This is a genomic window from Streptococcus mitis, from assembly GCF_946190115.1.
GTDB lineage: Bacteria > Bacillota > Bacilli > Lactobacillales > Streptococcaceae > Streptococcus > Streptococcus mitis_CO.
On record NZ_CAMHZG010000002.1, the window covers coordinates 121,376 to 147,585 of the forward strand.

Genomic DNA, 26,210 nt, shown 5'->3' on the forward strand with positions numbered 1-26,210 from the left:
TTTTTTGCGATACTTCCATTTTATCATAAATAAGCAAGAAATTCACGGATAATCTTTCAAAACTAAAAAGAACTTGACGCTATAATCAAGTTCTGTTATTGATAGGAAGTATCATTCCAAGTATCGAGAGTAAATGTTTCAAAATCATGGGTTTCTAGAATGGTTAGGCTGGCATTTGCTAGACCGCCATCTTTACGAAGAAGTGGTTCTTTATAACCTATAAGAGTACGAAGACTGGCAGTAAGATTGGCGCCATGACCGACAATTAGAATACGCTCAGCAGGACTATCTTTTAATGATTTGATAAATTGGATGGTCCGTTGTGTTGTGCTATAGAGGGATTCGGCGCCAAACATTTGAGTGTCAAATTGAGCAAGATTAGATCGGAAAGCCTGGATTTGTTGTGGGTAAATAGCTTCCAAGGTTGCGATTTTCAAACCTTCTAATTTCCCCAGTTGCCATTCACGAAGATTAGAAACACTTTCTAAAGGACAGGGGCTCTGGAGTTGACTTTGGATAATTTCAGCAGATTTGACCGCTCGAGGTAAATCACTTGAATATATCTGATCAAAAGGAATTTCCTTGAGATACTGGCCTAGTCGTTTTAGGGTGTCAATGGATTCAGGAAGAAGGGGAGAGTCTCCACTAGCACCTTGAAAACGACCTTCTTGGTTCCAGACAGTACGGCCGTGGCGGACAAAGTAGAGTTTCATTACTTGCTGTCCTCCAAAATATCTGCAAAGTCAGCTTTTACAAAGCTAGCTAAGTCTTGGGGAGAGACTATAATGCTGTGACCAACTTCCCCAGCGGAGACAATCATTTGATCCAAGTCTAGAGCAATTTTATCGATAAAAATGGGATAATTGTGTTTCTGACGAATTCCGACAGGATTATTGGCTCCATGAATATAACCTGTTGTCTTTTCCAAGTCCTTTTGTGGAATCATGCTCACTTTTTTATTGCCAGAAATTTTGGCTAGTTTCTTTTCAGACAAGTGTTGGGTGATAGGTACAATTCCAATAATTGGTCCTGTTTTATCTCCCAAAAGAGCCAAGGTTTTGAAAATCTGATCTCGTTCATAATCTTGAGGAAGCTCTCCTTCCAGGGCATTGATTTGAATCCCCTGATGTGGGATACCTGCTTTAGACAGGATTTGTTCCACCAATGTTTTTTTGATTTTAACTTTTTTTGCCATTATTTATACTTATCCTCCAATTGGCTCATCCAAATACCAAGCCAGATTCCCAGTGCAAAGAAGAAGGCGATGATGACATACCCAACAAGAGAAAGGCCAGTGTATTGGATACTTTCAGCGTTTCCTGCATTTGGAATCAAGATCAAAAGAGTACTTGATAAGACGATACCGATGATGAAATGATAGACGCGTGAGTGGTAGTTGTTTAAGGCATAATCCATCAATTTTGAAAAAATGATGAGAGTTGCACCTGCCCCGATTCCAATCGGGAAGAAGGTTCCCAAGAGGTCAAAGGTTTTAAAGCCAGTCAACATGGGAGCATAGAGGCCTAAAATCAAAAGTAGATTTGATGGGCTGAGGCCAGGAACCAATACACCAAGGGCCAATAGTGCGCCTGCTAGGACGAAGTTAAGAAAGCTGGCGCTTAAGGTTCCAACGACAAAATTTAAGGCATAGAGTCCTAGTCCAGAAATGATAAAGGTTGCCCAAAACCAAGCTAAATCAATCTTGTCTCGGTTAGATTCTCGAGTTGATTCTTTGAGAAGGCTAGGAACAGTACCAATGATAGCCCCCGCAAAGCTCCATAAGACAAAGACCTGATAATTTTCAAGCAGGTATTCAATCGGGTAGGAAAATAATCCGATTCCCAGAAGCATACCGATGGCAACTGGAATAAAGTACAAAACATTTTCTTTAAAGTCTTTAAAGGGGTGGGCCAGAAAGCCAATCATCCGTTCATAAATTCCTAAGATTGCTGCTAGAACCCCTCCGGAAATTCCCGGTAGAATAAATCCAAGAGCAATCACAATCCCTTTAATAAGACGTGCTAACCATGAGAGCATATTTTTCCTCCAACTATTTCTATTTCAAAAAATCCTTACTATATTGTATCACAATCAAACACAAAAAGAAAAAGCAAATGATAAACAAATGCTTTTAAGGTTTTAAAAAGAGTTTTCTAAAGGTTTCTTCTTTATTTTTTAAAGAAGAGATTACGTTGATATCTAAATCGTGGTCAAAGCCAGCAATTTTTCCTTTAGATGTGTATTGGTGAATATCATAATCTAAGTCCGTATTAGGTTTGCTTTCGAAAAATCCGGTATTTGAACCATAGGAAGGAATCCAAACAGAGGTAAATTTGCCTGTATCAATACTGTGTTCTTCCATGAAGTAGACACCAACGTAGATTCCGATGTTTTTAGCACCAAGTGATTCTAGCTTTGCTCGAAAGGCTTCAACACCCTCGTTCATATTGGACATGGTTTTTTCTTCCACGTCTAGCCAATAGTAACTAGGGCTGTATGGTGAAGAGGCGTTATAAAAAACTTCAGCGGCTTTTTCCATTTCTTGGACACTTTTTCCAGCTAAATAAGCATAGACACCAACTGGGACATTTCGTTTTTGAAACTCTGTGATATGGGTTTTAAAGGCCTTATCTATCCCATTAACAAAGGCAGCATCGTTCTCTTTGGACGTTTGAGCGCCACTATGGACGCGAACAATAGCTCCAGAAATGTTTTGGGACAGAGTATCGTAATTAATTTCCTCAGGACGCTGCCAACCAGAAACATCAATTACCGGTTTATCTATATTGTGTAGCGCTTGTGTTTCTACTTGCGCGATATTTGACTTTGTTTTTACAGGATGGTCCTCAAAACGAGGGCGATTCAGGATTAAAATGAAAATCATAATCCCAAAAAAACCAAATAAAATAAGCGGATTAATTTTCTTTCTCATATCTCATAATTTTACCTTAAAAATGAAAAAAAATCAAAAAAAATACTCAAAAAATAGGTTAAGGAAAGGACTTTGGAGCATTTTCTCATTCAAGGGCGCGGAATGATTTGAAATATGGTATAATAAAAGGGAATTTCTAGAGAAAAGAGAAGATTATGTCAAATTATGCCATTATTTTAGCAGCGGGTAAAGGGACTCGCATGAAATCTGATTTGCCAAAAGTTTTGCACAAGGTTGCGGGTATTTCTATGTTGGAACATGTTTTCCGTAGTGTGGGAGCTATCCAACCTGAAAAGACAGTCACAGTTGTCGGACACAAGGCGGAATTGGTTGAAGAGGTCTTGGCTGGACAGACAGAATTTGTGACTCAATCTGAACAGTTAGGGACTGGGCATGCAGTTATGATGACAGAGCCTATCCTAGAAGGTTTGTCAGGTCACACCTTGGTCATTGCAGGGGATACTCCTTTAATCACAGGTGAAAGCTTGAAAAACTTGATTGATTTCCACATCAATCATAAAAATGTGGCGACTATCTTGACTGCTGAAACAGATAATCCTTTTGGTTATGGACGAATTGTGCGTAATGACAATGCTGAAGTTCTTCGCATTGTTGAGCAGAAGGATGCTACAGATTTTGAAAAGCAAATCAAGGAAATCAACACTGGAACTTACGTCTTTGATAACGAGCGTTTATTTGAGGCTTTGAAAAATATCAATACCAATAATGCTCAAGGCGAATACTATATTACAGATGTCATTGGCATTTTCCGTGAAGCTGGTGAAAAAGTTGGTGCTTATACTCTGAAAGATTTTGATGAAAGTCTCGGGGTAAATGACCGTGTGGCACTTGCGACAGCTGAGTCAGTTATGCGTCGTCGCATCAATCACCAACACATGGTCAACGGTGTTAGCTTTGTCAATCCAGAAGCAACTTATATCGATATTGATGTTGAGATTGCTCCGGAAGTTCAAATCGAAGCCAATGTAACCTTGAAAGGGCAAACGAAAATTGGTGCTGAGACTGTTTTGACAAATGGAACTTATGTAGTGGATAGCACTATCGGAGCAGGAGCTGTTATTACCAATTCTATGATTGAAGAAAGTAGTGTTGCTGACGGAGTGACAGTCGGACCTTATGCCCACATTCGTCCAGGTTCAAGTCTGGGTGCCCAAGTTCATATTGGTAACTTTGTTGAGGTGAAAGGTTCTTCAATCGGCGAGAATACCAAGGCTGGTCATTTGACTTATATCGGAAACTGTGAAGTGGGTAGCAAGGTTAATTTTGGTGCAGGAACCATTACAGTCAACTATGACGGCAAAAACAAATACAAGACAGTCATTGGAAACAATGTCTTTGTTGGTTCAAATTCAACCATTATTGCGCCAGTTGAGTTAGGTGATAATTCCCTCGTTGGTGCTGGTTCAACTATTACTAAAGATGTTCCAGCAGATGCTATTGCTATTGGTCGCGGTCGTCAGGTCAACAAAGATGAATATGCAACACGTCTTCCTCATCATCCTAATAATCAGTAGGAGCCTATCATGGAATTTGAAGAAAAAACGCTTAGCCGAAAAGAAATCTATCAAGGTCCAATTTTTAAACTGGTTCAAGATCAGGTTAAATTACCAGAAGGTAAGGGAACTGCACAGCGGGATTTGATTTTCCACAATGGAGCTGTCTGTGTTTTGGCTGTAACGGATGAACAAAAACTCATCTTGGTCAAGCAGTACCGTAAAGCCATCGAGGCTGTCTCTTACGAAATTCCAGCCGGAAAGTTGGAAGTAGGAGAAAATACAGACCCTGTCGCAGCAGCCCTGCGTGAATTAGAGGAAGAAGCAGCCTATACAGGGAAATTAGAACTCTTGTACGATTTTTACTCAGCCATTGGCTTTTGTAATGAAAAGTTAAAACTATACCTAGCAAGCGATTTGACGAAAGTGGAAAATCCGCGTCCGCAGGATGAAGATGAAACCTTGGAAGTTCTTGAAGTGAGCTTAGAAGAAGCCAAGGAATTGATCCAATCAGGTCATATTTGTGATGCCAAGACAATTATGGCTGTTCAGTATTGGGAATTGCACAAAAAATAGAGGAGGTTAGTATGGGTAAACCTTTATTAACGGATGAAATGATTGAAAGAGCTAATAGAGGCGAAAAAATTTCAGGTCCCCCTTTGCTAGATGATGAGGAGACTAAGGTTTTACCAACCTCTTCTTCCCGTTTTGGTTATGCCAATCCTAAGGGACATAGCTTTAGCCAAGAAACCTTGAAGATTCAGGTCGAACCGTCTATTCATAAAAGCCGTCGCATTGAAAATACCAAGAGAAATGTCTTCAATTCTAAACTGAATAAAATCTTATTTGCAGTCATCTTTCTCTTAATTTTGCTTGTCTTAGCAATGAAACTTTTGTAATAGAAAAGGAATTGAAATGAAAATAGGAATTATTGCGGCTATGCCAGAAGAACTGGCGTATCTGGTCCAGCATTTAGACAATGCCCAGGAGCAAGTTGTTTTAGGCAATACCTATCACACAGGAACTATTGCCTCTCATGAAGTCGTTCTTGTAGAAAGTGGAATTGGTAAGGTCATGTCTGCTATGAGTGTAGCGATTTTGGCTGATCATTTTCAAGTGGATGCTTTGATTAACACAGGATCAGCTGGGGCAGTAGCAGAGGGGATTGCTGTTGGGGATGTTGTGATTGCTAACAAATTAGCCTATCATGATGTGGATGTCACAGCTTTTGGCTATGCTTATGGACAAATGGCGCAACAACCGCTTTATTTCGAATCAGATAAAACTTTTGTTGCTAAAATCCAAGAGAGTTTATCTCAATTGGATCAGAACTGGCATCTTGGTTTGATTGCTACAGGAGATAGTTTTGTTGCAGGAAATGATAAGATAGAAGCTATTAAGTCTCATTTCCCAGATGTTTTAGCCGTGGAGATGGAGGGGGCAGCTATTGCTCAGGCAGCGCATGCTCTTAATCTTCCAGTCTTAGTTATTCGAGCTATGAGTGACAATGCCAACCATGAAGCAAACATCTCTTTTGATGAGTTTATTATCGAAGCAGGACGTCGCTCTGCCCAAGTCTTATTAGCCTTTTTGAAGGCTTTAGATTAAGCGGAAATTTGACAGTTTTTCTAGCTTATGATAAGATTTAAGTAAAGAAAAGCTAGAAAACGTTTCAGAGGATATTATGAGTATTGAAATGACCGTCAGTGAGATTGCAGAGGTCTTAGGATTATCTCGCCAAGCAATCAATAACCGTGTCAAAGAATTACCAGAAGAAGACACAGATAAAAATGACAAAGGGGTAACAGTCGTTACCAGAAGTGGCTTGATTAAGCTAGAAGAAATCTATAAAAAAACGATTTTTGAAGATGAGCCTGTCAGTGAAGATGTCAAGCAACGTGAATTGATGGAGATTCTAGTTGACGAAAAGAATGCAGAAATTCTTCGTCTTTATGAACAATTAAAAGCCAAGGATCGTCAGTTATCAGAAAAAGACGAGCAGATGCGCATCAAAGACCGTCAGATTGCTGAGAAAGACAAACAACTCGATCAGCAGCAACAATTGACCCTTCAAGCCATGAAGGATCAAGAAAATCTTAAGCTAGAGCTGGACCAAGCAAAAGAAGAAGTCCAATCCACTAAGAAAGGCTTTTTTGCTCGTTTATTTGGAGGATAATCAAGGAGCTGTTTAGGTTAAATGCTAACCTGATGGCTTCTTTTGTTTCTAAATAGTATAGTTGCTCAAGTAATACTCAATGAAAATCAAAGAGCAAACTAGGAAACTAGTCGCAGGCTGCTCAAAGCACTGCTTTGAGATTGTAGATAAGACTGACGAAGTCAGTTACATATATCTACGGCAAGGCGACGTTGACGTGGTTTGAAGAGATTTTCGAAGAGTATAAAATAACAGTATAGGAGAGGTAGAAAATGGAACGATTAGAAGATTACATTGCTTTTGACTTAGAATTTAATCAGCATGAAGGACAAACACACTTGATTCAAGTATCGGCAGTGCGTTTTAGAGATGGTCGGGAAATCGACGCCTATGATTCCTATGTCCATACTAGTGTGCCTCTAAAGAGTTTTATCAATGGATTGACGGGAATTACAGCTGAGACCTTAAAAGATGCTCCCCCAGTGGAGGAAGTTATAAAGGAATTCCAAGAGTTTGTGGGTTCTTTGCCGATGATAGGCTACAATGCTGTTAAAAGTGATTTACCTATTTTAGTGGAGCATGGTTTAGATTACAGCCAACAGTACAAGGTTGATCTGTATGATGAAGCTTTTGAACGCCGTAGTTCGGATTTACATGGTATTGCCAATCTCAAATTGCAAACTGTTGCCTCGTTTCTTGGATTTCAAGGTCAGTCTCATAATAGTCTAGAGGATGCTCGGATGACGGCGCGTGTTTACGAGTCCTTCCTAGAGTCGGATCAAGCTAGAGAATTGTTAGAGACAGAAAGTAGCCTATCAAACAATCCTTTTGGCGGCTTGGACTTGTCTCAATTATTTGACTAGGAGTGCCTATGAGACCTGAAAAACCTAAAAATCTAGGTTTTAGGAAAATCTACTTTAATCTAGATAAAATTCTCTTTCTCTTTTTCTTGATATTCCTGATGATTGAGTTTGTCTGGTTACCACTTAATTCTTGGATTGCTGGACTGTTACTCCGTCAGACAGGTTATCTCTTTCTTTCCTACAACAATATTTTTGCAATTATAAAGGGTTCTCCCTTTGTTAGTCTTGCTTTATTTGTTCTGGTAATTGTTAATTTACTGGTAGCCTATTACCAGATAGGGCTCCTCTTTATCGGAGCTCGACACCTCCTCTATCACGAAAGGAGGACCTTGCTGGAGTACAGTCGCAAGGTCTTTCGCCAAAGTTTCTTATTTATGAGACAAGTGACGATTTCCAAAATGGCCTTTATTTTCTTTTATGTCATGATGCTCTTTCCATTGATTCGAAAGATTTTAAAGATTTATTACCTCAATAAAATTGTCATTCCGGAATTCATAGTAACCTATGTAGAAGATAAGTACTGGTTGGTCGGTTTGGTAATCACTGTTCTAGCCTTGTTGCTGTTCTACATTTCAATACGTTTGATGTTTGCCCTACCCCAGCTTTTATTTGAGAAAAAAACAGTCAAAGAAGCAGTCAAATACAGTCTAGAGAAGACAAGAAAGCACTCCTGGTTTTATATCTGGAACTTACTTTGGATTGTTGTCAAAACCTACCTATTTTTCATTCTTTTATTGATTCCAATCTTGGCAAGTCAGACACTGATGGATGGTTTGACCCATAGGGAATCTCTTGTGCTGGGAATTATCAACTTTGTCTTGATTAAGAATTTCCACTATATGGCCTTGACTTACTTTCTCATTAAGTTTGTTTCCTTTTTGACAGGGGAGGAACTAGAAATCACACCAAGGAGAAAGAAAGACCACTGGATGAGATGGGGAGTGATGGGATGTGCTTGTATATTTTTCGCTCTTGAGGGTTATGTTTATTTAGAAGCTCCAGTTTCACATAAACCTTTAATTATCTCTCATCGCGGTGTTTCAGATAAAAATGGTGTTCAAAATACCGTCCAATCTTTAGAAAAGACGGCTCAGTTATCTCCAGATTTCGTTGAGACAGATGTTCAGGAAACAAAAGATGGCCAGTTTGTCATGATGCATGATGCTAATATCAAGAATCTGACAGGAGTTAATGCCAATCCTCAGGATCTAACTTTGGATGAATTAACCAAACTTGATATTTCTGAAAATGGCTATCATACCAAGGTATCTAGTTTTGATGCTTATCTAAACAAAGCTAATGAATTGCATCAGAAACTTCTTATTGAGATTAAAACCAGTCGAAAAGATAGTCCAGATATGATGAAACGCTTTATGGAAAAATATGGAACAGTTCTTAAGCAGAATGGTCACCAAATGCAATCCTTGGACTATCATGTGATTGACCAGGTTTTAGCCTACGATTCTCAAATTCCAGTTTATTTCATTCTACCTTACAATAGTATCTTTCCAAGAACCAAGGCGACAGGTTACACCATGGAGTATTCAACTTTAGATGAAAATTTTGTCAACAAGCTTTGGAATACCGATCAGAAATTGTACGTGTGGACAATTAATAGTTCAGAGTCCTTTGATAAATCTGTTCATTTGGGAGCTGATGGCATGATAACAGATGACTTGGAAATGATTCAAGAGCAAGTTACCATTGCCCAAGAAGACCCAGAGTATACTGAATTGCTTTTCAAACAGGCTATGGAATTCTTTAATTTTTAGTAAGCAAAAAGAGGTTGAGCAAAAAATCACCTCTAAAATATCAAAAAAACGAGCGATGTATCAGTTGAATATGCTCGTTTTATTATGCCATGGTTTATAATTGATACCCAATGAAAATCAAAGAGCAAACTAGGAAGCTAGCCGCAGGTTGCTCAAAGTACAACTTTGAGGTTGCAGATAAAACTGACGAAGTCAGTAACATACGTACGGTAAGGTGATGCTGACGTGGTTTGAAGAGATTTTCGAAGAGTATAAAATAAGAATAAAACAGGAAGTAATGCCTATGAAGTGGTTGAACTAGGTTATTTATGTCAGATGTAAAAGGGTTACTAACTTCTGCGTGAAGAAGGCTTTTGAATTTATGTCAAACAGAAAATGGATGTTTTCCCTTTTGGGGCAGATGAGAGAGTATTTTTGGCATGTGCAGAGTTTATGTTAGAAATAAATAAACTGTCATAACATCGCTAGGATTCATCTTTATGAGTATGAATCTCACAAAATTGGTCAAGAATCTAGCATCTAAAACATCAATTATACAAAAACACAGTCTCTCTTTAGCTTGATTGTGGTCAAGACAGAAGTTACTGCGCAGTTTTATTTTTTGAGTTGATTTTTTCTTAGATCATGTGCTTACTGAGGATTGCTTTTATTTTCTGAAGTTGGAGTATTGGACTGTTTTTCATTTTCATTAGTCGATTTACTTGGAGTAGGAGTAGAAGAATCCTGAGTTGCTGTTTTCTGATCTTCTTTTTTCTCTTCCTTGACGCTAGCTTTTGGCGTTTCCTCTTGCTGTGTTTTTTCTTGACTAGTATTATTTTCCTTATTAGGACTAGTGTTTTCCTTAGGGGATTCTTTTTGAATTTCTTTGACAATGGTTGTCGTCTGGGGTGTCGTAGGTTCTTTTTTAGTATTTTTGTTATTATCCAAGGCGTTCATGATAGTGATACTTGCGGTAATTAAGCCAAGGATACTAGCGATAGTCGCAACGATTTTTTGAAAGACTGTAAAGCCTTTTTTGATGTGTTCTGTTTTTGGTTTTGAAGTTCTACGATAATTAGACATGCATTCTCTCCTTTGATTAAAACTTATTATACCGCATTTCTTTAAAAAAATCTTAAAAAAAGAGGAATTGCCCTTTCTTGTCGCAGGCTCCGTTTCATGATACAATAGAGGGAGTGATTTTAGAAAGCGTGAGAAAACATGATTTACTTTGATAATTCGGCGACGACCAAGCCCTATCCTGAAGCACTTGAAACTTATATGCAGGTCGCTTCAAAAATTTTAGGAAATCCATCTAGTCTCCATCGTTTGGGAGACCAGGCAACACGAATTTTAGATGCTTCCCGTCAACAGATTGCAGATTTAATCGGTAAGAAAAGTGATGAAATCTTCTTTACATCTGGTGGAACAGAAGGTGATAACTGGGTTATCAAGGGTGTGGCCTTTGAAAAATCCCAGTTTGGTAAGCACATCATCGTATCAGCCATTGAACATCCAGCAGTCAAGGAATCAGCTCTTTGGTTGAAATCTCAAGGTTTTGAAGTGGATTTGGCTCCAGTTAATGAGAAAGGATTTGTGGATGTTGAGGCGCTAGCAGATTTGATACGACCAGATACGACCCTCGTTTCCGTCATGGCTGTGAACAATGAAATCGGCTCTATCCAACCTATTGAGGCTATTTCAGAACTGTTGGCAGACAAGCCGACTATTTCCTTCCACGTTGATGCGGTTCAGGCGCTTGCTAAAATTCCGACTGAAAAGTATCTGACAGAACGAGTGGATTTCGCGACTTTTTCTAGTCACAAGTTCCACGGAGTTCGTGGTGTTGGTTTTATCTATATCAAGTCTGGTAAGAAAATTACGCCACTGTTGACTGGTGGTGGTCAGGAACGTGATTACCGTTCGACAACTGAAAATGTAGCAGGGATTGCAGCAACAGCCAAGGCTCTCCGCTTGTCTATGGAAAAGCTAGATATCTTTGCTAGCAAGACTGGGCAGATGAAGTCAGTAATTCGTCAAGCACTTCTGGACTATCCAGATATTTTTGTCTTTTCAGATGAGGAAGACTTTGCCCCTCATATTCTGACTTTTGGAATCAAGGGTGTTCGTGGTGAAGTCATCGTTCACGCCTTTGAAGACTATGATATTTTCATCTCAACGACCTCTGCTTGTTCGTCCAAGGCTGGGAAACCTGCAGGAACCCTGATTGCCATGGGAGTGGACAAGGATAAGGCTCAGTCAGCTGTGCGTCTTAGCCTAGACCTTGAAAATGATATGAGTCAGGTCGAGCAGTTTTTGACCAAGTTAAAATTAATTTACAATCAAACTAGAAAAGTAAGATAGGAGCATTCATGCAGTATTCAGAAATTATGATTCGCTACGGAGAGTTGTCAACCAAGGGTAAAAATCGTATGCGTTTCATCAATAAACTTCGCAATAATATTTCAGACGTTTTGTCTATCTATCCCCAAGTTAAGGTAACAGCAGATCGCGACCGTGCCCACGCTTACCTCAATGGAGCAGATTACACAGCAGTAGCAGAATCGCTCAAACAAGTATTTGGGATTCAAAACTTTTCCCCTGTTTATAAGATTGAAAAATCTGTAGAAGTTCTGAAGTCTTCTGTGCAAGAGATTATGCAGGACATCTACAAGGAAGGCATGACCTTTAAGATTTCTAGCAAGCGTAGCGACCACAACTTTGAACTCGACAGTCGTGAACTCAACCAAACCCTTGGAGGTGCTGTTTTTGAAGCTATTCCAAATGTGCAAGCTCAAATGAAAAGTCCTGACATCAATCTTCAGGTGGAGATACGTGAAGAAGCAGCCTATCTTTCTTATGAAACCATTCGTGGGGCTGGTGGTTTGCCAGTTGGAACTTCAGGTAAAGGGATGCTCATGTTGTCAGGAGGGATTGACTCACCTGTAGCAGGTTATCTTGCACTGAAACGTGGAGTGGATATTGAGGCTGTTCACTTTGCAAGCCCACCTTACACCAGTCCTGGAGCCCTTAAAAAAGCCCAAGATTTGACTCGTAAATTGACCAAGTTTGGGGGAAATATCCAGTTTATCGAAGTACCTTTCACAGAGATTCAAGAGGAAATCAAAGCCAAAGCGCCAGAAGCCTATCTCATGACCTTGACGCGTCGTTTTATGATGCGGATTACTGACCGTATTCGTGAGGTACGAAATGGTTTAGTTATCATCAATGGGGAAAGCCTAGGTCAAGTAGCTAGCCAAACCCTCGAAAGCATGCAGGCTATCAATGCAGTTACCAACACTCCCATCATTCGTCCTGTGGTTACCATGGACAAGTTGGAAATCATTGACATCGCCCAGGAAATCGATACCTTTGACATTTCAATCCAACCGTTTGAAGACTGTTGTACGATTTTTGCACCAGATCGTCCTAAGACCAATCCTAAGATTAAGAATGCAGAGCAGTATGAAGCACGTATGGATGTTGAAGGCTTAGTTGAGCGAGCAGTGGCAGGGATTATGATTACTGAGATTACACCTCAAGCTGAAAAAGATGAAGTCGATGACTTGATTGATAGTCTACTATAATCAGAAAATCCAAAAGAATTTAGAAAATTAAATGAAAAAGTTAGTTTTTAATCCGAAAATGGAAGAAAAACTGACTTTTTTTCTTAAACTGTGATATAATAAGAATAAATTTTGAATATAGAGAGTTTTCTGACAATGAATCAATCCTACTTTTATCTAAAAATGAAAGAACACAAACTCAAGGTTCCTTATACAGGTAAGGAGCGCCGTGTGCGTGTTCTTCTGCCTAAAGATTATGAGAAAGACACGGATCGTTCCTATCCTGTTGTTTACTTTCATGACGGGCAGAATGTTTTTTATAGCAAGGAGTCTTTCATTGGTCATTCATGGAAGATTATCCCAGCTATTAAGCGTAATCCTGATATCAGTCGCGTGATTGTCGTAGCCATTGATAATGATGGTATGGGGCGGATGAATGAGTATGCGGCATGGAAGTTCCAAGAATCTCCTATCCCAGGACAGCAATTTGGCGGTAAGGGCGTGGAGTATGCCGAGTTTGTCATGGAGGTGGTCAAGCCTTTTATCGATGAAACTTATCGTACAAAAGCAGACCGCCAACATACAGCCATGATTGGTTCCTCACTAGGAGGCAATATTACCCAGTTTATCGGTTTGGAATACCAAGACCAAATTGGTTGCTTGGGCGTCTTTTCATCTGCCAACTGGCTCCACCAAGAAGCCTTTAACCGCTATATCGAGCGTCAGCAACTATCGCCTGACCAGCGTATCTTTATCTATGTTGGAACAGAAGAAGCAGATGATACAGACAAGACCTTGATGGCTGGCAATATCAAACAAGCCTATATCGACTCATCGCTTCGCTATTACCATGATTTGATAGCAGGGGGAGTACACTTGGGCAATCTTGTTTTGAAAGTTCAGTCTGGTGCCATCCATAGTGAAATCCCTTGGTCGGAGAATTTACCAGACTGTCTGAGATTTTTTGCAGAAAACTGGTAAAGTAAGAAAGGAGAAAATATGCATATTGAACATCTTAGCCACTGGAGTGGCAATCTTAACCGTGAAATGTACCTTAACCGTTATGGTCATGCTGGGATTCCAGTTGTGGTCTTTGCTTCATCAGGTGGTAGTCACAATGAATACTATGATTTTGGCATGATTGATGCCTGTGCTTCTTTTATCGAGGAAGGCCGTGTTCAGTTCTTTACCCTATCCAGTGTAGATAGTGAGAGCTGGTTGGCCACTTGGAAAAATGGTCATGACCAGGCGGAGATGCATCGTGCCTACGAGCACTATGTGATTGAGGAGGCCATTCCTTTTATCAAGCACAAGACAGGTTGGTTTGATGGTATGATGACGACAGGTTGTTCGATGGGCGCTTATCATGCACTCAATTTCTTCCTCCAGCATCCAGATGTCTTTACCAAGGTGATTGCTCTTAGTGGTGTTTACGACGCACGTTTCTTTGTCGGCGATTACTACAATGACGATGCCATTTACCAAAATTCGCCAGTAGATTATATCTGGAACCAGAACGACGGCTGGTTTATTGATCGTTATCGTCAGGCAGAAATTGTGCTGTGTACGGGTCTTGGAGCTTGGGAACAAGACGGTTTACCATCCTTTTACAAGCTCAAAGAAGCCTTTGACCAGAAACAAATTCCAGCCTGGTTTGCTGAATGGGGACACGATGTCGCCCACGACTGGGAATGGTGGCGTAAACAAATGCCTTATTTCCTCGGCAATCTCTATTTATAAAAGGAGTTACCTATGAATTACCTTGTTATTTCTCCCTACTATCCACAAAACTTTCAACAGTTTACAATTGAGCTAGCCAATAAAGGCATCACCGTCTTGGGAATTGGTCAGGAACCTTACGAGCAACTGGATGAGCCCTTGCGCAATAGCCTGACCGAGTATTTCCGTGTTGATAATCTTGAGAACATAGACGAAGTCAAACGTGCAGTGGCTTTCCTTTTCTATAAACATGGCCCAATTGACCGTATTGAGTCCCACAATGAATATTGGCTAGAGCTGGACGCAGCACTCAGAGAACAATTCAATGTTTTTGGTGCCAAATCAGAGGATCTCAAAAAGACGAAATTTAAGTCTGAAATGAAGAAGCTTTTCAAAAAAGCAGGTGTCCCTGTGGTCCCTGGAGCTGTTATCAAGACGGAAGCAGATGTGGATCAAGCAGTGAACGAAATCGGTCTTCCAATGATTGCCAAACCTGATAATGGAGTGGGAGCAGCCGCAACCTTTAAGCTTGAGACAGAAGATGATATCAATCACTTCAAGCAAGAATGGGATCATTCGACCGTTTATTTCTTTGAAAAATTTGTCACTTCCAGCGAAATCTGTACCTTTGACGGGCTTGTAGACAAGGATGGAAAGATTGTCTTCTCAACAACTTTTGACTACGCCTATACACCGCTGGATCTCATGATTTATAAGATGGACAATTCCTACTATGTTCTTAAGGATATGGATCCCAAATTACGTAAATATGGTGAGACAATTGTCAAGCAATTTGGTATGAAAGAACGGTTCTTCCATATCGAGTTCTTCCGTGAAGGGGATGATTACATTGCCATCGAGTACAATAACCGTCCTGCAGGTGGTTTCACTATCGATGTTTATAACTTTGCTCATTCCTTGGACCTCTATCGTGGCTACGCAGCTATAGTCGCAGGAGAAGAGTTCCCAGCGTCAGAGTTTGAACCTCAGTATTGTTTGGCTACATCACGTCGTGCAAATGCTCACTATGTCTATTCAGAAGAGGACTTGCTTGCCAAATACAGTCAGCAGTTCAAGGTTAAAAAAATCATGCCAGCGGCCTTTGCAGAACTTCAAGGGGATTACCTTTATATGCTGACAACTCCGAGTCGACAAGAAATGGAGCAGATGATTAAGGACTTTGGTCAGCGTCAGGCTTAAGAGACTCTCGGATTAAGGAAATTCACTCCCTTAATCCTTTTGTTTTTTTATGAGAAACACAGCGGATTGAAACAAGAGTAGGACAATTTTTGAGGTGCTTTTTAATATGAACCCAGGTTTTCTCAATAAGATTGTACTTAGGTGAGTGGGGAGGAATAAGAAATAAAGCTACTTTTTCTGGGGCTTGTTCATAGTAGGTATGATTCTTTTTTTCGAGTGTAGTCCATAGCTTTGAGAGCATAGTGGATAGTATAGTAGATTGAAATAAGGTGTGAACAAAGTGATTGAGAAAGTCAATTTTTTCTAGAAATGTTTCAGCAACCGTAATGTACTACTCTAGATTCAATACGCTATTGTTGGATGACAGCCAAATTCAGAAGCTATTTTAGTCAAATAAGCGTCTGGATTGTCAGTAAGATAGTTTTTAAGTCTATCTCTATCAACTTTTCTTGGTTTTGTTCCTTTTACTTGATGGTTTAGAACATCTATTTTCTCTTTTAGATAATGGGATTACGTGAGATTTGGAAAACGTGTGATGATTCTATTATACTACCTGTTCGCTTACAATAGGCAAGAACTTTTTTTACGTAAATCTATTGAATATGGCATAAGATGACTGCACCACATTGTGTACTATCTTTAGTTCATTTTGTCATATCTCTGTCGAAACAGGTTACTAATATTAATGTACGGGCTCTATGTATGTCAAAAATAAGTTCAGTTATTGAATAGATTTTACTAAACGAGATAGAAGAATAATTTGAGTCTTTTATGCAATCTCCATATAGGATTCATTACGACAGATACCTTAGATTCTTTTTATTGAAGAAATTTTCTGAAAATTACAAAATATACTTGCTATTTTAGAAAAATAGTGTAGAATAAAAGAAATAGGTTTTTAGAATAAGGAGTGGAATATGACAGTAACGATTGATTGGGAAAATCTCGGTTTTTCCTATATGAAATTACCTTATCGCTATATTGCTCATTTTAAAAATGGACAATGGAATCAAGGAGAACTTACAGAAGATGCAACTTTGCATATTTCAGAGTCTTCTCCAAGTCTTCACTATGGTCAACAAGCCTTTGAAGGTTTGAAAGCTTACCGTACTAAGGATGGTAGTGTTCAACTTTTCCGTCCTGACGAAAATGCTAAACGTCTGCAACGTACTTGTGATCGTCTCTTGATGCCACAAGTTCCGACAGACATGTTTGTAGAAGCTTGTAAGGCAGTTGTTCGTGCGAATGAAGAATATGTACCTCCATACGGAACAGGTGGAACCTTATATCTTCGTCCTCTTTTGATTGGAGTAGGAGATATTATCGGGGTTAAACCAGCAGAAGAGTACATTTTCACTATCTTTGCCATGCCAGTTGGAAATTACTTTAAGGGTGGTTTGGTCCCAACCAATTTCTTGATTCAGGATGAATACGACCGTGCGGCTCCAAATGGTACAGGTGCGGCTAAGGTTGGTGGGAACTATGCTGCTAGTCTCTTGCCAGGGAAATTGGCCAAGTCACGTCATTTCTCAGATGTTATCTATCTAGACCCATCAACTCATACAAAGATTGAAGAAGTCGGTTCAGCTAACTTCTTTGGAATTACAGCTGATAATGAATTTGTAACACCATTGAGTCCTTCTATCTTGCCATCTATTACCAAGTACTCTTTGCTTTACTTGGCAGAACACCGCTTGGGCTTAACCCCTATTGAGGGGGATGTCCCGATTGATAAGCTTGACCGTTTTGTAGAGGCAGGGGCCTGTGGTACAGCAGCAGTTATCTCTCCAATTGGTGGAATTCAGCACGGTGATGATTTCCATGTGTTCTATAGTGAAACAGAAGTTGGCCCTGTGACTCGTAAACTTTATGATGAATTGACAGGTATTCAGTTTGGTGATATTGAAGCGCCAGAAGGTTGGATTGTAAAAGTAGATTAAAATAAACAAAAGGAGATTTTTGATGAAATCGAAAAAGTGGCTCTTAACAGCAGGAGTGGTCCTGAGCACAACAGCTCTTTTAGTGGCTTGTGGAAAAGCTGATAAAGAAGCAGATGCACCGACAACATTTTCATATGTCTATGCAGTAGATCCAGCATCTTTGGACTATAGTATAGCGACTCGTACATCTACAACAGATGTCATCGGGAACGTGGTTGATGGCTTGATGGAAAACGACCAGTACGGAAATGTTATTCCTTCCTTGGCTGAGGATTGGTCTGTGTCAAAAGATGGTTTGACTTATACCTACAAACTTCGTAAAGGAGTTAAATGGTACACTTCTGAAGGTGAAGAATATGCAGAAGTAACAGCCCATGACTTTGTAACAGGATTGAAACATGTAGCTGACGGTAAGTCAGACGGTGTCTCTCTCATCCAAAATTCAATCAAGGGTTTGGATGCCTACATGACTGGTGAGACGAACGATTTCTCTACAGTTGGTGTTAAGGCCTTGGACGATTATACAGTCGAATATACCCTAAACAAACCAGAAAGTTTCTGGAACTCTAAAGTTACAACAGCGACGATGTTGCCTGTAAATGAAGAGTTTTTGAAGGCATCAGGTAAAGATTATGGAGCAGTTACTCCAGCAGGGATTCTTTACAATGGTCCTTATATCTTGAAGACCTTGACTTCTAAATCGTTAATCGAATACGAGAAAAATCCAAACTACTGGGATAAAGAAAAGGTAAAAATCGAGAAGATCAAATTGACCTACTACGATGGTTCTGATCAGGAATCCTTGATTCGTAGCTTCTCTTCTGGTGCTTATACGACAGCCCGTCTCTTCCCAAGTAGCTCAAACTTTGCTTCTACTTTGGAACAATACGGAGATAAAATCACTTATAGCCCACAGGACTCAAGTAGCTATTACTTCACCTTTAACGTAAATCGTCAGTCATATAATAAAACTGCGAAAACAAGTGAAGAGCAAAAGACTTCTACTAAAGAAGCTATGCTTAATAAGGACTTCCGTCAGGCTATCAACTTTGCCTTCAACCGTCATTCTTATGCTGCCCAGCTAAATGGTGAAGACGGTGCGGACAAGATTATTCGTAACAGCCTTGTTCCTGACAACTTTGTACAAGCAGGGGGTAAAAACTTTGGTCAAATCGCCCAAGCTGAGTTGGTGAACTATGGTGACCAATGGAAAGGTGTTGAGCTAGTTGACGGTAAGGATTCTATCTACAATCCTGACAAGGCTAAAGCTGCGTTCGAAAAAGCTAAGAAAGACTTGGAATCTAAAGGGGTAACTTTCCCAATTCATTTGGATGTCCCAGTTGAACAAACAGATACCATCGCCGTTCAACAAAGTAATTCTTTCAAACAGTCTATCGAATCAACTCTTGGTGCAGAAAATGTTGTCATTGATGTTCTTCAAATGACAGATAATGAAAAGGAAACAATTACTTCTCAAGCGCGTGTTCCTTCTCAAAAAGACTATGATTTGAACAGTACAGGATGGGCTCCAAGCTATCAAGACCCAGCATCTTACTTGAATATCATGGACCCTAAATCAGGTTCTGCTATGAAACACCTTGGTATTACTAAAGGGAAAGATAAGGATGTTGTAGCGAAACTTGGTTTGGACCAATATAAGAAATTATTGGATGATGCAGATTCAGAAACTACAAATCTTGAAGAACGCTATGAAAAATATGCCAAGGCTCAAGCTTGGTTGACAGATAGTTCATTATTGATGCCAACAGCTTCATCTGGTGGTTCTCCAGTTGTAAGTAATGTCGTGCCATTCTCAAAACCGTACTCACAAGTTGGTATTAAGGGCGACCCATATATCTTTAAAGGAATGAAATTGCAAAAAGATATTGTTACAACAAAAGAATATGAAGAAGCACTGAAAAAATGGCAAAAAGAAAAATTGGAATCAAATGGTAAGTACCAAAAAGAACTAGAAAAACATATTAAATAAAGCAGAAAACTCTATATCAGACAAGCCTGGTATAGAGTTTTTTCTTGCTAGTTTTAGGATTTTCTTGTAAAATAGAAAAAGTGAAGAGAGGTATGAAATGAGCAAGAAAGATAAAAAAATTGAAATTCAAGTAGCAGATGCTAAAGTTAATGTTGGTAAAGACAGTTTTGAAGGTTATACATTGACTATCGGCAAAAAAGTTATCGGAGAAATTGCCGAATTAGACGGACAATTTGCCATCATAAAGAATGGGAATGTCGATAGTTTTTATAAAAAATTGGAAAAAGCTGTGGAAATTTTGATTGAAAATTATAATTTAGCAAAATAAGTCTTGTTTTTTTGAAATTTTCATGATATAATAGTCCATGTTGATTGTAGGAGAGATAGCGAAGAGGCTAAACGCGGCGGACTGTAAATCCGCTCCTTCGGGTTCGGGGGTTCGAATCCCTCTCTCTCCATTTCATCAATGGGGTATAGCCAAGCGGTAAGGCAAGGGACTTTGACTCCCTCATGCGTTGGTTCGAATCCAGCTACCCCAGTTCTTAGGTAATAATCAAGATAAAAAGCAAAATATCTTAGGGTATTTTATTTTTATAATTGAAAGACGTGAACGATATGAACATGTCCTTGCGGGTGCTTAGGAAAAAAATTATAAGTATGTCAAGTTTAAGAAAAACTTGATTGTTGGAGGATTTTTTAGATGAACGAATTTGAAGATTTGCTAAATAGCGTTAGCCAAGTTGAGACTGGTGATGTTGTTAGTGCTGAAGTATTGACAGTTGATGCGACTCAAGCTAACGTTGCAATCTCTGGAACTGGTGTTGAAGGTGTCTTGACTCTTCGCGAATTGACAAACGATCGCGATGCAGATATCAATGACTTTGTTAAAGTAGGAGAAGTATTGGATGTTCTTGTACTTCGTCAAGTAGTTGGTAAAGATACTGATACAGTTACATACCTTGTATCTAAAAAACGCCTTGAAGCTCGCAAAGCATGGGACAAACTTGTTGGTCGCGAAGAAGAAGTTGTTACTGTTAAAGGAACTCGTGCCGTTAAAGGTGGACTTTCAGTAGAATTTGAAGGTGTTCGTGGATTTATCCCAGCTTCAATGTTGGATACTCGTTTCGTACGTAACACTGAGCGTTTTGTAGGTCAAGAATTTGACGCTAAAATCAAAGAAGTTGACGCTAAAGAAAACCGCTTCATCCTTTCACGTCGTGAAGTTGTTGAAGCAGCTACAGCAGCAGATCGCGCTGAAGTATTCGGTAAATTGGCTGTTGGTGATGTAGTAACTGGTAAAGTTGCTCGTATCACAAGCTTCGGTGCTTTCATCGATCTTGGTGGTGTTGACGGATTGGTTCACTTGACTGAATTGTCACACGAACGTAACGTATCACCAAAATCAGTTGTAACTGTTGGTGAAGAAATTGAAGTGAAAATTCTTGATCTTAACGAAGAAGAAGGACGTGTATCACTTTCACTTAAAGCAACAACACCTGGACCATGGGATGGCGTTGAGCAAAAATTGGCTAAAGGTGATGTAGTAGAAGGAACAGTTAAACGTTTGACTGACTTCGGTGCATTTGTTGAAGTATTGCCAGGTATCGATGGACTTGTTCACGTATCACAAATTTCACACAAACGTATTGAAAATCCTAAAGAAGCTCTTAAAGTTGGTCAAGAAGTTAAAGTTAAAGTTCTTGAAGTTAACGCAGATGCAGAGCGCGTATCACTTTCTATCAAAGCTCTTGAAGAGCGTCCAGCTCAAGAAGAAGGACAAAAAGAAGAAAAACGTGCTGCTCGTCCACGTCGTCCAAAACGTCAAGAAAAACGTGATTTCGAACTTCCAGAAACACAAACAGGATTCTCAATGGCTGACTTGTTCGGTGATATCGAACTTTAATCAAATTGAAAATTTATAAAATCCTTTGTTTTCTAAACAAGGGATTTTTCTTTTGTCTGTAAGCCTTTTTTGATATAATAGTTCTATGTTAGAATCAGAAAAACAATCACGTTATCAAATGTTAAATGAGGAGTTCTCTTTTTTATTGGAAGGCGAAACCAATGTTTTGGCTAATCTTTCCAACGCCAGTGCTCTTCTAAAATCACGCTTTCCTAATACCGTATTTGCAGGCTTTTATCTGTTCGATGGAAAGGAATTGGTTTTAGGTCCTTTCCAAGGAGGTGTTTCCTGCATCCGTATTGCACTGGGAAAAGGTGTTTGTGGGGAGGCTGCTCACTTTCAGGAAACTGTTCTGGTTGGTGATGTAACAACTTATCCCAACTATATTTCTTGTGATAGTAGAGCAAAAAGTGAAATTGTTGTTCCGATAGTTAAGAATGGTCAATTGCTAGGGGTTCTGGATCTGGATTCTTCAGAGATTGATGATTATGATACTATGGATCGAGATTATTTGGAACAATTTGTCGCTATTTTGCTTGAAAAGACAGAATGGGACTTTACAATGTTTGGGGAGAAAGCCTAATGTATCAAGCACTTTATCGAAAATATAGAAGTCAAAATTTCTCCCAGTTGGTTGGTCAAGAAGTTGTGGCTAAGACCCTTAAACAAGCTGTAGAGCAAGAGAAAATAAGTCATGCTTATCTTTTTTCTGGTCCTCGTGGAACGGGAAAAACCAGTGTGGCTAAGATCTTTGCCAAGGCTATGAACTGTCCCAATCAAGTGGGTGGTGAACCATGTAATAACTGCTATATTTGTCAGGCAGTGACGGATGGTAGTTTAGAAGATGTCATCGAAATGGATGCAGCCTCTAATAATGGGGTGGATGAAATCCGTGAAATTCGTGATAAATCTACCTATGCCCCTAGTCTTGCCCGTTATAAGGTTTATATCATAGACGAGGTTCACATGCTGTCTACAGGAGCTTTTAATGCCCTCCTAAAGACGCTGGAAGAGCCAACACAGAATGTAGTCTTTATTTTGGCCACTACTGAATTGCACAAGATTCCTGCCACTATTCTATCCCGTGTGCAACGTTTTGAATTTAAATCGATTAAGACACAGGATATTAAGGAACATATCCACTATATTTTAGAAAAAGAAAATATTACTTCTGAACCAGAGGCTGTGGAAATTATCGCTAGACGAGCTGAAGGTGGAATGCGGGACGCCTTGTCTATTTTGGATCAAGCCCTGAGTTTGACACAGGGAAATGAATTGACGACTGCTATCTCTGAAGAAATTACTGGCACCATTAGCCTATCAGCCTTGGATGATTATGTGGCTGCCTTGTCTCAACAGGATGTTCCCAAGGCTTTGTCTTGCTTAAATCTTCTCTTTGAAAATGGTAAGAGCATGACTCGTTTTGTGACCGACCTTTTGCACTATTTAAGAGACTTGTTAATTGTTCAAACAGGGGGAGAAAACACTCATCATAGTCCAGTATTTGTAGAGAATTTGGCACTTCCTCAAGAAAATCTGTTTGAAATGATTCGCTTAGCGACAGTCAGTTTAGCAGATATTAAGTCTAGTTTGCAGCCTAAGATTTATGCTGAGATGATGACTATTCGCTTGGCGGAGGTTAAGCCTGAAGCAACTCTTTCTGGGGCGGTTGAACATGAAATTTCTGCATTGAGACAGGAAGTTGCCCGTCTCAAACATGAACTCGCCAATGTGGGAACCGTAGCTAAGCCAACAAATCCAGCTCCTAGTCGTCCAACAGCAGGCAAGACAGTCTATCGTGTGGATCGTAATAAAGTTCAATCTATCTTACAAGAGGCTGTCGAAAATCCTGATTTAGCACGTCAAAATCTGATACGCTTGCAGAATGCCTGGGGAGAGGTGATTGAAAGTCTAGGAGGTCCTGATAAGGCTTTGCTAGTTGGTTCTCAACCGGTTGCGGCCAATGAACACCATGCTATTCTTGCTTTTGAGTCTAACTTCAATGCTGGTCAAACCATGAAACGAGACAATCTCAACACCATGTTTGGCAATATCCTCAGTCAGGCAGCAGGTTTTTCACCTGAGATTTTAGCTATTTCCATGGAGGAATGGAAAGAAGTTCGCGCAGCCTTTTCAGCCAAAGCCAAATCTTCTCAAACTGAAAAAGAAGCAGAAGAAAGTCTGATTCCAGAAGGATTTGAATTTTTGGCTGATAAAGTGAAGGTAGAAGAAGACTAAAGAAAGATTTCATGATACAATAAGTTTATGAATAGACAACAATTTATTATCATCGCGCTGTTTACAGCTGCTGAGACCTATTTTTTCAATGAAGCTTGGATGACTGGGCGTTATATTATGGCAGCCTTTTGGGCCATTTTGCTCTTTAGAAATTTCCGAGTTAGTTACTTGATGGGCAAGATTGTAGATGTCATTGACCAGCATTTAAAAGGAAAAGACTAGTCCTCAGCTTCTAGACAAAATCAAAGCCTTTTAGGCTTTTTTTTGTTATACTATAAAAGTATATTTATTGACCTTTTACCGTATTTTCTAGGGAAATCAAGTATGTTTCCAGTAAGAACTGTAAAGGTCTTAAAAAAGAAAGGAATTATCATGTCAGTATTAGAGATCAAAGATCTTCACGTCGAGATTGAAGGAAAAGAAATTTTAAAAGGGGTTAACCTGACCCTGAAAACAGGAGAAATCGCCGCTATCATGGGACCAAATGGTACTGGTAAATCGACTCTTTCTGCCGCTATCATGGGAAATCCAAACTATGAAGTTACCAAAGGTGAAGTCTTGTTTGATGGCGTAAATATCCTTGAGTTGGAAGTGGACGAGCGTGCACGTATGGGACTTTTCCTTGCTATGCAATACCCATCAGAAATTCCTGGTATTACTAACGCTGAGTTTCTTCGTGCAGCTATGAATGCTGGTAAAGAAGACGATGAAAAGATCTCAGTTCGTGAGTTTATCACTAAATTGGATGAGAAGATGGAATTGCTCAACATGAAAGAAGAAATGGCTGAGCGTTACCTCAACGAAGGTTTCTCTGGTGGTGAGAAAAAACGTAATGAGATTCTTCAACTTTTGATGTTGGAACCAACTTTTGCCCTTTTGGATGAGATTGACTCTGGTCTTGATATTGATGCCCTTAAAGTTGTTTCTAAAGGTGTTAATGCCATGCGTGGTGAAGGCTTTGGTGCTATGATTATCACTCACTACCAACGTCTTTTGAACTACATCACACCTGATGTGGTACATGTGATGATGGAAGGTCGTGTTGTCCTTTCTGGTGGTCCAGAATTGGCTGCGCGTTTGGAGCGTGAAGGATACGCAAAACTAGCTGAAGAACTTGGCTACGACTACAAGGAAGAATTGTAATTCCCTCGTATCTTTTAGGAGAAGTAAATGACTAAAGAAAATATTAAACTTTTTTCAGAAATGCACGCTGAACCAAGCTGGTTGGCTGATCTCCGTCAAAAAGCTTTTGACAAGATTGAGACTTTGGAATTACCAGTTATTGAGCGTGTCAAATTCCACCGTTGGAATCTGGGTGATGGAACGATTACAGAAAGTGAGCCATCAGCAAATGTTCCAGATTTCACAGCTCTAGATAATCACTTGAAATTGGTGCAAGTAGGAACTCAAACTGTTTTTGAGCAAATTCCAGTTGAGTTGGCTGAACAGGGTGTCGTCTTTACAGACTTCCACTCAGCTTTAGAAGAAATTCCAGAGCTGATCGAAGAATTCTTCATGTCATCTGTTAAATATGACGATGACAAGTTGGCAGCCTACCATACAGCTTATTTCAATAGTGGTGCTGTTCTCTACATTCCTGATAATGTTGAGATTAAAGAACCAATCGAAGGAATTTTCTATCAAGACAGCGATAGTGATGTGCCGTTTAACAAGCATATTATGATTATCGCTGGTAAAAATTCTAAGATTAGTTATCTGGAACGTTTAGAATCACGCGGTGAAGGAAGTGCCAAAGCAACTGCTAATATCACAGTAGAAGTAATTGCACGTTCTGGTGCGCAAGTGAAGTTTGCTGCGATTGACCGTCTAGGTGAAAACGTCACTGCTTACATTAGCCGTCGTGGTAAATTAGGCAACGATGCAAGCATTGACTGGGCAATCGGTGTCATGAACGAAGGGAACGTCGTTGCGGACTTTGATAGCGACTTGATTGGAAATGGTAGCCATGCAGATCTCAAGGTTGTAGCTCTTTCAAGTGGTCGTCAGGTTCAAGGGATTGATACGCGAGTGACTAACTATGGTTGCAACTCAATCGGAAATATCCTACAACATGGGGTTATTCTTGAAAAAGCAACCTTGACCTTCAATGGTATTGGCCACATTATCAAGGGTGCCAAGGGAGCAGATGCCCAACAAGAGAGCCGTGTTCTTATGCTTTCAGACCAAGCACGTTCAGATGCCAACCCAATTCTTTTGATTGATGAAAATGACGTAACTGCAGGACACGCGGCTTCTATTGGTCAGGTAGATCCAGAAGATATGTACTACCTTATGAGCCGTGGTTTGGATAAGGCAACTGCAGAACGTTTGGTTGTCCGTGGTTTCCTTGGCTCTGTTATCGTTGAGATTCCAGTCAAGGAAGTTCGTGATGAAATGATTGCAACTATCGAAGAAAAATTGTCAAAACGCTAAGGGGAA

General features: G+C 39.8%; 27 protein-coding genes, 2 tRNA genes and 2 pseudogenes. 24 read left to right on the forward strand and 7 right to left on the reverse strand.

The features are described from left to right. Positions 1-95: 95 nt before the first annotated feature. The 4 genes from N8L90_RS01585 to N8L90_RS01600 all read right to left on the reverse strand — a co-directional run bounded on the left by N8L90_RS01585 (position 96) and on the right by N8L90_RS01600 (position 2,932). A complete protein-coding gene (locus tag N8L90_RS01585) occupies positions 96-713 on the reverse strand; it encodes a histidine phosphatase family protein (protein WP_033676894.1) in 618 nt (205 codons plus the stop codon). Then, positions 713-1,195, reverse strand: coding sequence for an aminoacyl-tRNA deacylase (locus N8L90_RS01590; RefSeq protein WP_033676896.1), 483 nt, complete (start codon positions 1,193-1,195; stop codon positions 713-715). The genes N8L90_RS01585 and N8L90_RS01590 overlap by 1 nt, the downstream gene beginning before the upstream one ends. Further along, on the reverse strand, positions 1,195-2,037 hold the full coding sequence (locus N8L90_RS01595) for a DUF368 domain-containing protein (protein WP_153193307.1): 843 nt from the start codon (positions 2,035-2,037) through the stop codon (positions 1,195-1,197). Before N8L90_RS01595 ends, N8L90_RS01590 begins: the two co-directional genes overlap by 1 nt. 94 nt (positions 2,038-2,131) lie before the next feature. Then, a complete protein-coding gene (locus tag N8L90_RS01600) occupies positions 2,132-2,932 on the reverse strand; it encodes a glycoside hydrolase family 25 protein (protein WP_261023905.1) in 801 nt (266 codons plus the stop codon). Between the two features lie 155 nt (positions 2,933-3,087). Here N8L90_RS01600 and glmU point away from each other — a divergent pair, with 155 nt between their 5' ends. From glmU to N8L90_RS01640, 8 genes and pseudogenes are all read left to right on the forward strand, one after another. Further along, on the forward strand, positions 3,088-4,467 hold the full coding sequence (gene glmU, locus N8L90_RS01605) for a bifunctional UDP-N-acetylglucosamine diphosphorylase/glucosamine-1-phosphate N-acetyltransferase GlmU (protein ID WP_064275901.1): 1,380 nt from the start codon (positions 3,088-3,090) through the stop codon (positions 4,465-4,467). Positions 4,468-4,476: 9 nt separating this feature from the next. Beyond that, positions 4,477-5,022, forward strand: coding sequence for an NUDIX hydrolase (locus tag N8L90_RS01610; protein ID WP_261023906.1), 546 nt, complete (start codon positions 4,477-4,479; stop codon positions 5,020-5,022). An 11-nt stretch (positions 5,023-5,033) separates the two neighbouring features. Further along, positions 5,034-5,345 (forward strand): cell wall synthase accessory phosphoprotein MacP, encoded by a 312-nt coding sequence (macP, locus tag N8L90_RS01615; RefSeq protein WP_261023907.1) that lies wholly within the window; start codon positions 5,034-5,036, stop codon positions 5,343-5,345. Positions 5,346-5,361: 16 nt separating this feature from the next. Next, positions 5,362-6,054: a 5'-methylthioadenosine/adenosylhomocysteine nucleosidase gene (locus tag N8L90_RS01620; RefSeq protein ID WP_261023908.1), complete on the forward strand. Its 693-nt coding sequence runs from the start codon at positions 5,362-5,364 to the stop codon at positions 6,052-6,054. A gap of 76 nt (positions 6,055-6,130) precedes the next feature. Then, complete coding sequence (rocS, locus tag N8L90_RS01625) at positions 6,131-6,622, forward strand: chromosome segregation protein RocS (protein WP_000021242.1); 492 nt, start codon at positions 6,131-6,133, stop codon at positions 6,620-6,622. 251 nt (positions 6,623-6,873) lie between these two features. Then, entirely contained in the window at positions 6,874-7,464 is a 591-nt protein-coding gene (locus tag N8L90_RS01630; protein ID WP_261023909.1) for a 3'-5' exonuclease, read from the forward strand. An 8-nt stretch (positions 7,465-7,472) separates the two neighbouring features. After that, positions 7,473-9,236, forward strand: a complete 1,764-nt coding sequence (locus tag N8L90_RS01635) for a glycerophosphodiester phosphodiesterase (RefSeq protein ID WP_261023910.1) — start codon at positions 7,473-7,475, stop codon at positions 9,234-9,236. Between the two features lie 357 nt (positions 9,237-9,593). After that, positions 9,594-9,846 (forward strand): annotated as a pseudogene (locus N8L90_RS01640) (IS5/IS1182 family transposase); the annotation flags it as partial. A gap of 20 nt (positions 9,847-9,866) precedes the next feature. Here the strand turns inward: N8L90_RS01640 and N8L90_RS01645 are convergent. Then, positions 9,867-10,298, reverse strand: a complete 432-nt coding sequence (locus N8L90_RS01645) for a DUF6556 family protein (RefSeq protein ID WP_060805690.1) — start codon at positions 10,296-10,298, stop codon at positions 9,867-9,869. A gap of 138 nt (positions 10,299-10,436) precedes the next feature. On the opposite strand from N8L90_RS01645, the gene N8L90_RS01650 reads away from it, so the two are divergent. The 5 genes from N8L90_RS01650 (at position 10,437) to N8L90_RS01670 (ending at position 15,700) form a co-directional block, all read left to right on the forward strand. Further along, on the forward strand, positions 10,437-11,579 hold the full coding sequence (locus tag N8L90_RS01650; RefSeq protein WP_261023911.1) for a cysteine desulfurase family protein: 1,143 nt from the start codon (positions 10,437-10,439) through the stop codon (positions 11,577-11,579). An 8-nt stretch (positions 11,580-11,587) separates the two neighbouring features. Then, positions 11,588-12,802 carry a tRNA uracil 4-sulfurtransferase ThiI gene (gene thiI / locus N8L90_RS01655; protein ID WP_261023912.1) on the forward strand — a complete coding sequence of 405 codons (1,215 nt, stop codon included), beginning with the start codon at positions 11,588-11,590 and terminating at the stop codon, positions 12,800-12,802. A 135-nt stretch (positions 12,803-12,937) separates the two neighbouring features. Beyond that, positions 12,938-13,762, forward strand: coding sequence for an alpha/beta hydrolase (locus N8L90_RS01660; protein ID WP_261023913.1), 825 nt, complete (start codon positions 12,938-12,940; stop codon positions 13,760-13,762). 18 nt (positions 13,763-13,780) lie between these two features. Then, complete coding sequence (locus tag N8L90_RS01665; RefSeq protein ID WP_261023914.1) at positions 13,781-14,521, forward strand: esterase family protein; 741 nt, start codon at positions 13,781-13,783, stop codon at positions 14,519-14,521. 12 nt (positions 14,522-14,533) lie between these two features. Further along, the gene (locus N8L90_RS01670) at positions 14,534-15,700 is read left to right on the forward strand and encodes an ATP-grasp domain-containing protein (protein ID WP_261023915.1); all 1,167 of its coding nucleotides are present in this window, start codon (positions 14,534-14,536) and stop codon (positions 15,698-15,700) included. A 22-nt stretch (positions 15,701-15,722) separates the two neighbouring features. Here the strand turns inward: N8L90_RS01670 and N8L90_RS09620 are convergent, their stop codons facing one another. Together N8L90_RS09620 and N8L90_RS09625 are read right to left on the reverse strand one after the other, a co-directional pair. Then, positions 15,723-15,941, reverse strand: coding sequence for a transposase (locus N8L90_RS09620; protein ID WP_398576984.1), 219 nt, complete (start codon positions 15,939-15,941; stop codon positions 15,723-15,725). Between the two features lie 113 nt (positions 15,942-16,054). Then, positions 16,055-16,309 (reverse strand): annotated as a pseudogene (locus N8L90_RS09625) (IS630 transposase-related protein); the annotation flags it as partial. Positions 16,310-16,617: 308 nt separating this feature from the next. Between N8L90_RS09625 and N8L90_RS01680 the strand changes: the two are divergent. The 11 genes from N8L90_RS01680 to sufD all read left to right on the forward strand — a co-directional run bounded on the left by N8L90_RS01680 (position 16,618) and on the right by sufD (position 26,204). After that, entirely contained in the window at positions 16,618-17,640 is a 1,023-nt protein-coding gene (locus N8L90_RS01680; protein ID WP_115904725.1) for a branched-chain amino acid aminotransferase, read from the forward strand. Positions 17,641-17,662: 22 nt separating this feature from the next. Beyond that, a complete protein-coding gene (locus N8L90_RS01685; protein WP_000837408.1) occupies positions 17,663-19,630 on the forward strand; it encodes a peptide ABC transporter substrate-binding protein in 1,968 nt (655 codons plus the stop codon). Between the two features lie 97 nt (positions 19,631-19,727). Next, positions 19,728-19,958 carry a DUF2969 domain-containing protein gene (locus tag N8L90_RS01690; protein ID WP_000037113.1) on the forward strand — a complete coding sequence of 77 codons (231 nt, stop codon included), beginning with the start codon at positions 19,728-19,730 and terminating at the stop codon, positions 19,956-19,958. A 49-nt stretch (positions 19,959-20,007) separates the two neighbouring features. Next, positions 20,008-20,088, forward strand: a tRNA-Tyr gene (locus tag N8L90_RS01695). A 9-nt stretch (positions 20,089-20,097) separates the two neighbouring features. After that, a tRNA-Gln gene (locus tag N8L90_RS01700) sits at positions 20,098-20,169 on the forward strand. Positions 20,170-20,330: 161 nt separating this feature from the next. Beyond that, positions 20,331-21,533 (forward strand): 30S ribosomal protein S1, encoded by a 1,203-nt coding sequence (rpsA, locus tag N8L90_RS01705; RefSeq protein ID WP_261023916.1) that lies wholly within the window; start codon positions 20,331-20,333, stop codon positions 21,531-21,533. Positions 21,534-21,618: 85 nt separating this feature from the next. Continuing rightward, positions 21,619-22,116 (forward strand): GAF domain-containing protein, encoded by a 498-nt coding sequence (locus N8L90_RS01710; RefSeq protein ID WP_033676928.1) that lies wholly within the window; start codon positions 21,619-21,621, stop codon positions 22,114-22,116. Beyond that, complete coding sequence (dnaX, locus tag N8L90_RS01715; RefSeq protein WP_033676930.1) at positions 22,116-23,771, forward strand: DNA polymerase III subunit gamma/tau; 1,656 nt, start codon at positions 22,116-22,118, stop codon at positions 23,769-23,771. Before N8L90_RS01710 ends, dnaX begins: the two co-directional genes overlap by 1 nt. A gap of 27 nt (positions 23,772-23,798) precedes the next feature. Then, positions 23,799-23,993: a DUF3272 domain-containing protein gene (locus N8L90_RS01720; protein ID WP_001081602.1), complete on the forward strand. Its 195-nt coding sequence runs from the start codon at positions 23,799-23,801 to the stop codon at positions 23,991-23,993. Between the two features lie 150 nt (positions 23,994-24,143). After that, positions 24,144-24,914 carry a Fe-S cluster assembly ATPase SufC gene (gene sufC, locus N8L90_RS01725; RefSeq protein WP_000114489.1) on the forward strand — a complete coding sequence of 257 codons (771 nt, stop codon included), beginning with the start codon at positions 24,144-24,146 and terminating at the stop codon, positions 24,912-24,914. A gap of 27 nt (positions 24,915-24,941) precedes the next feature. Continuing rightward, a complete protein-coding gene (sufD, locus tag N8L90_RS01730) occupies positions 24,942-26,204 on the forward strand; it encodes a Fe-S cluster assembly protein SufD (protein ID WP_153198813.1) in 1,263 nt (420 codons plus the stop codon). Positions 26,205-26,210: the final 6 nt, after the last annotated feature.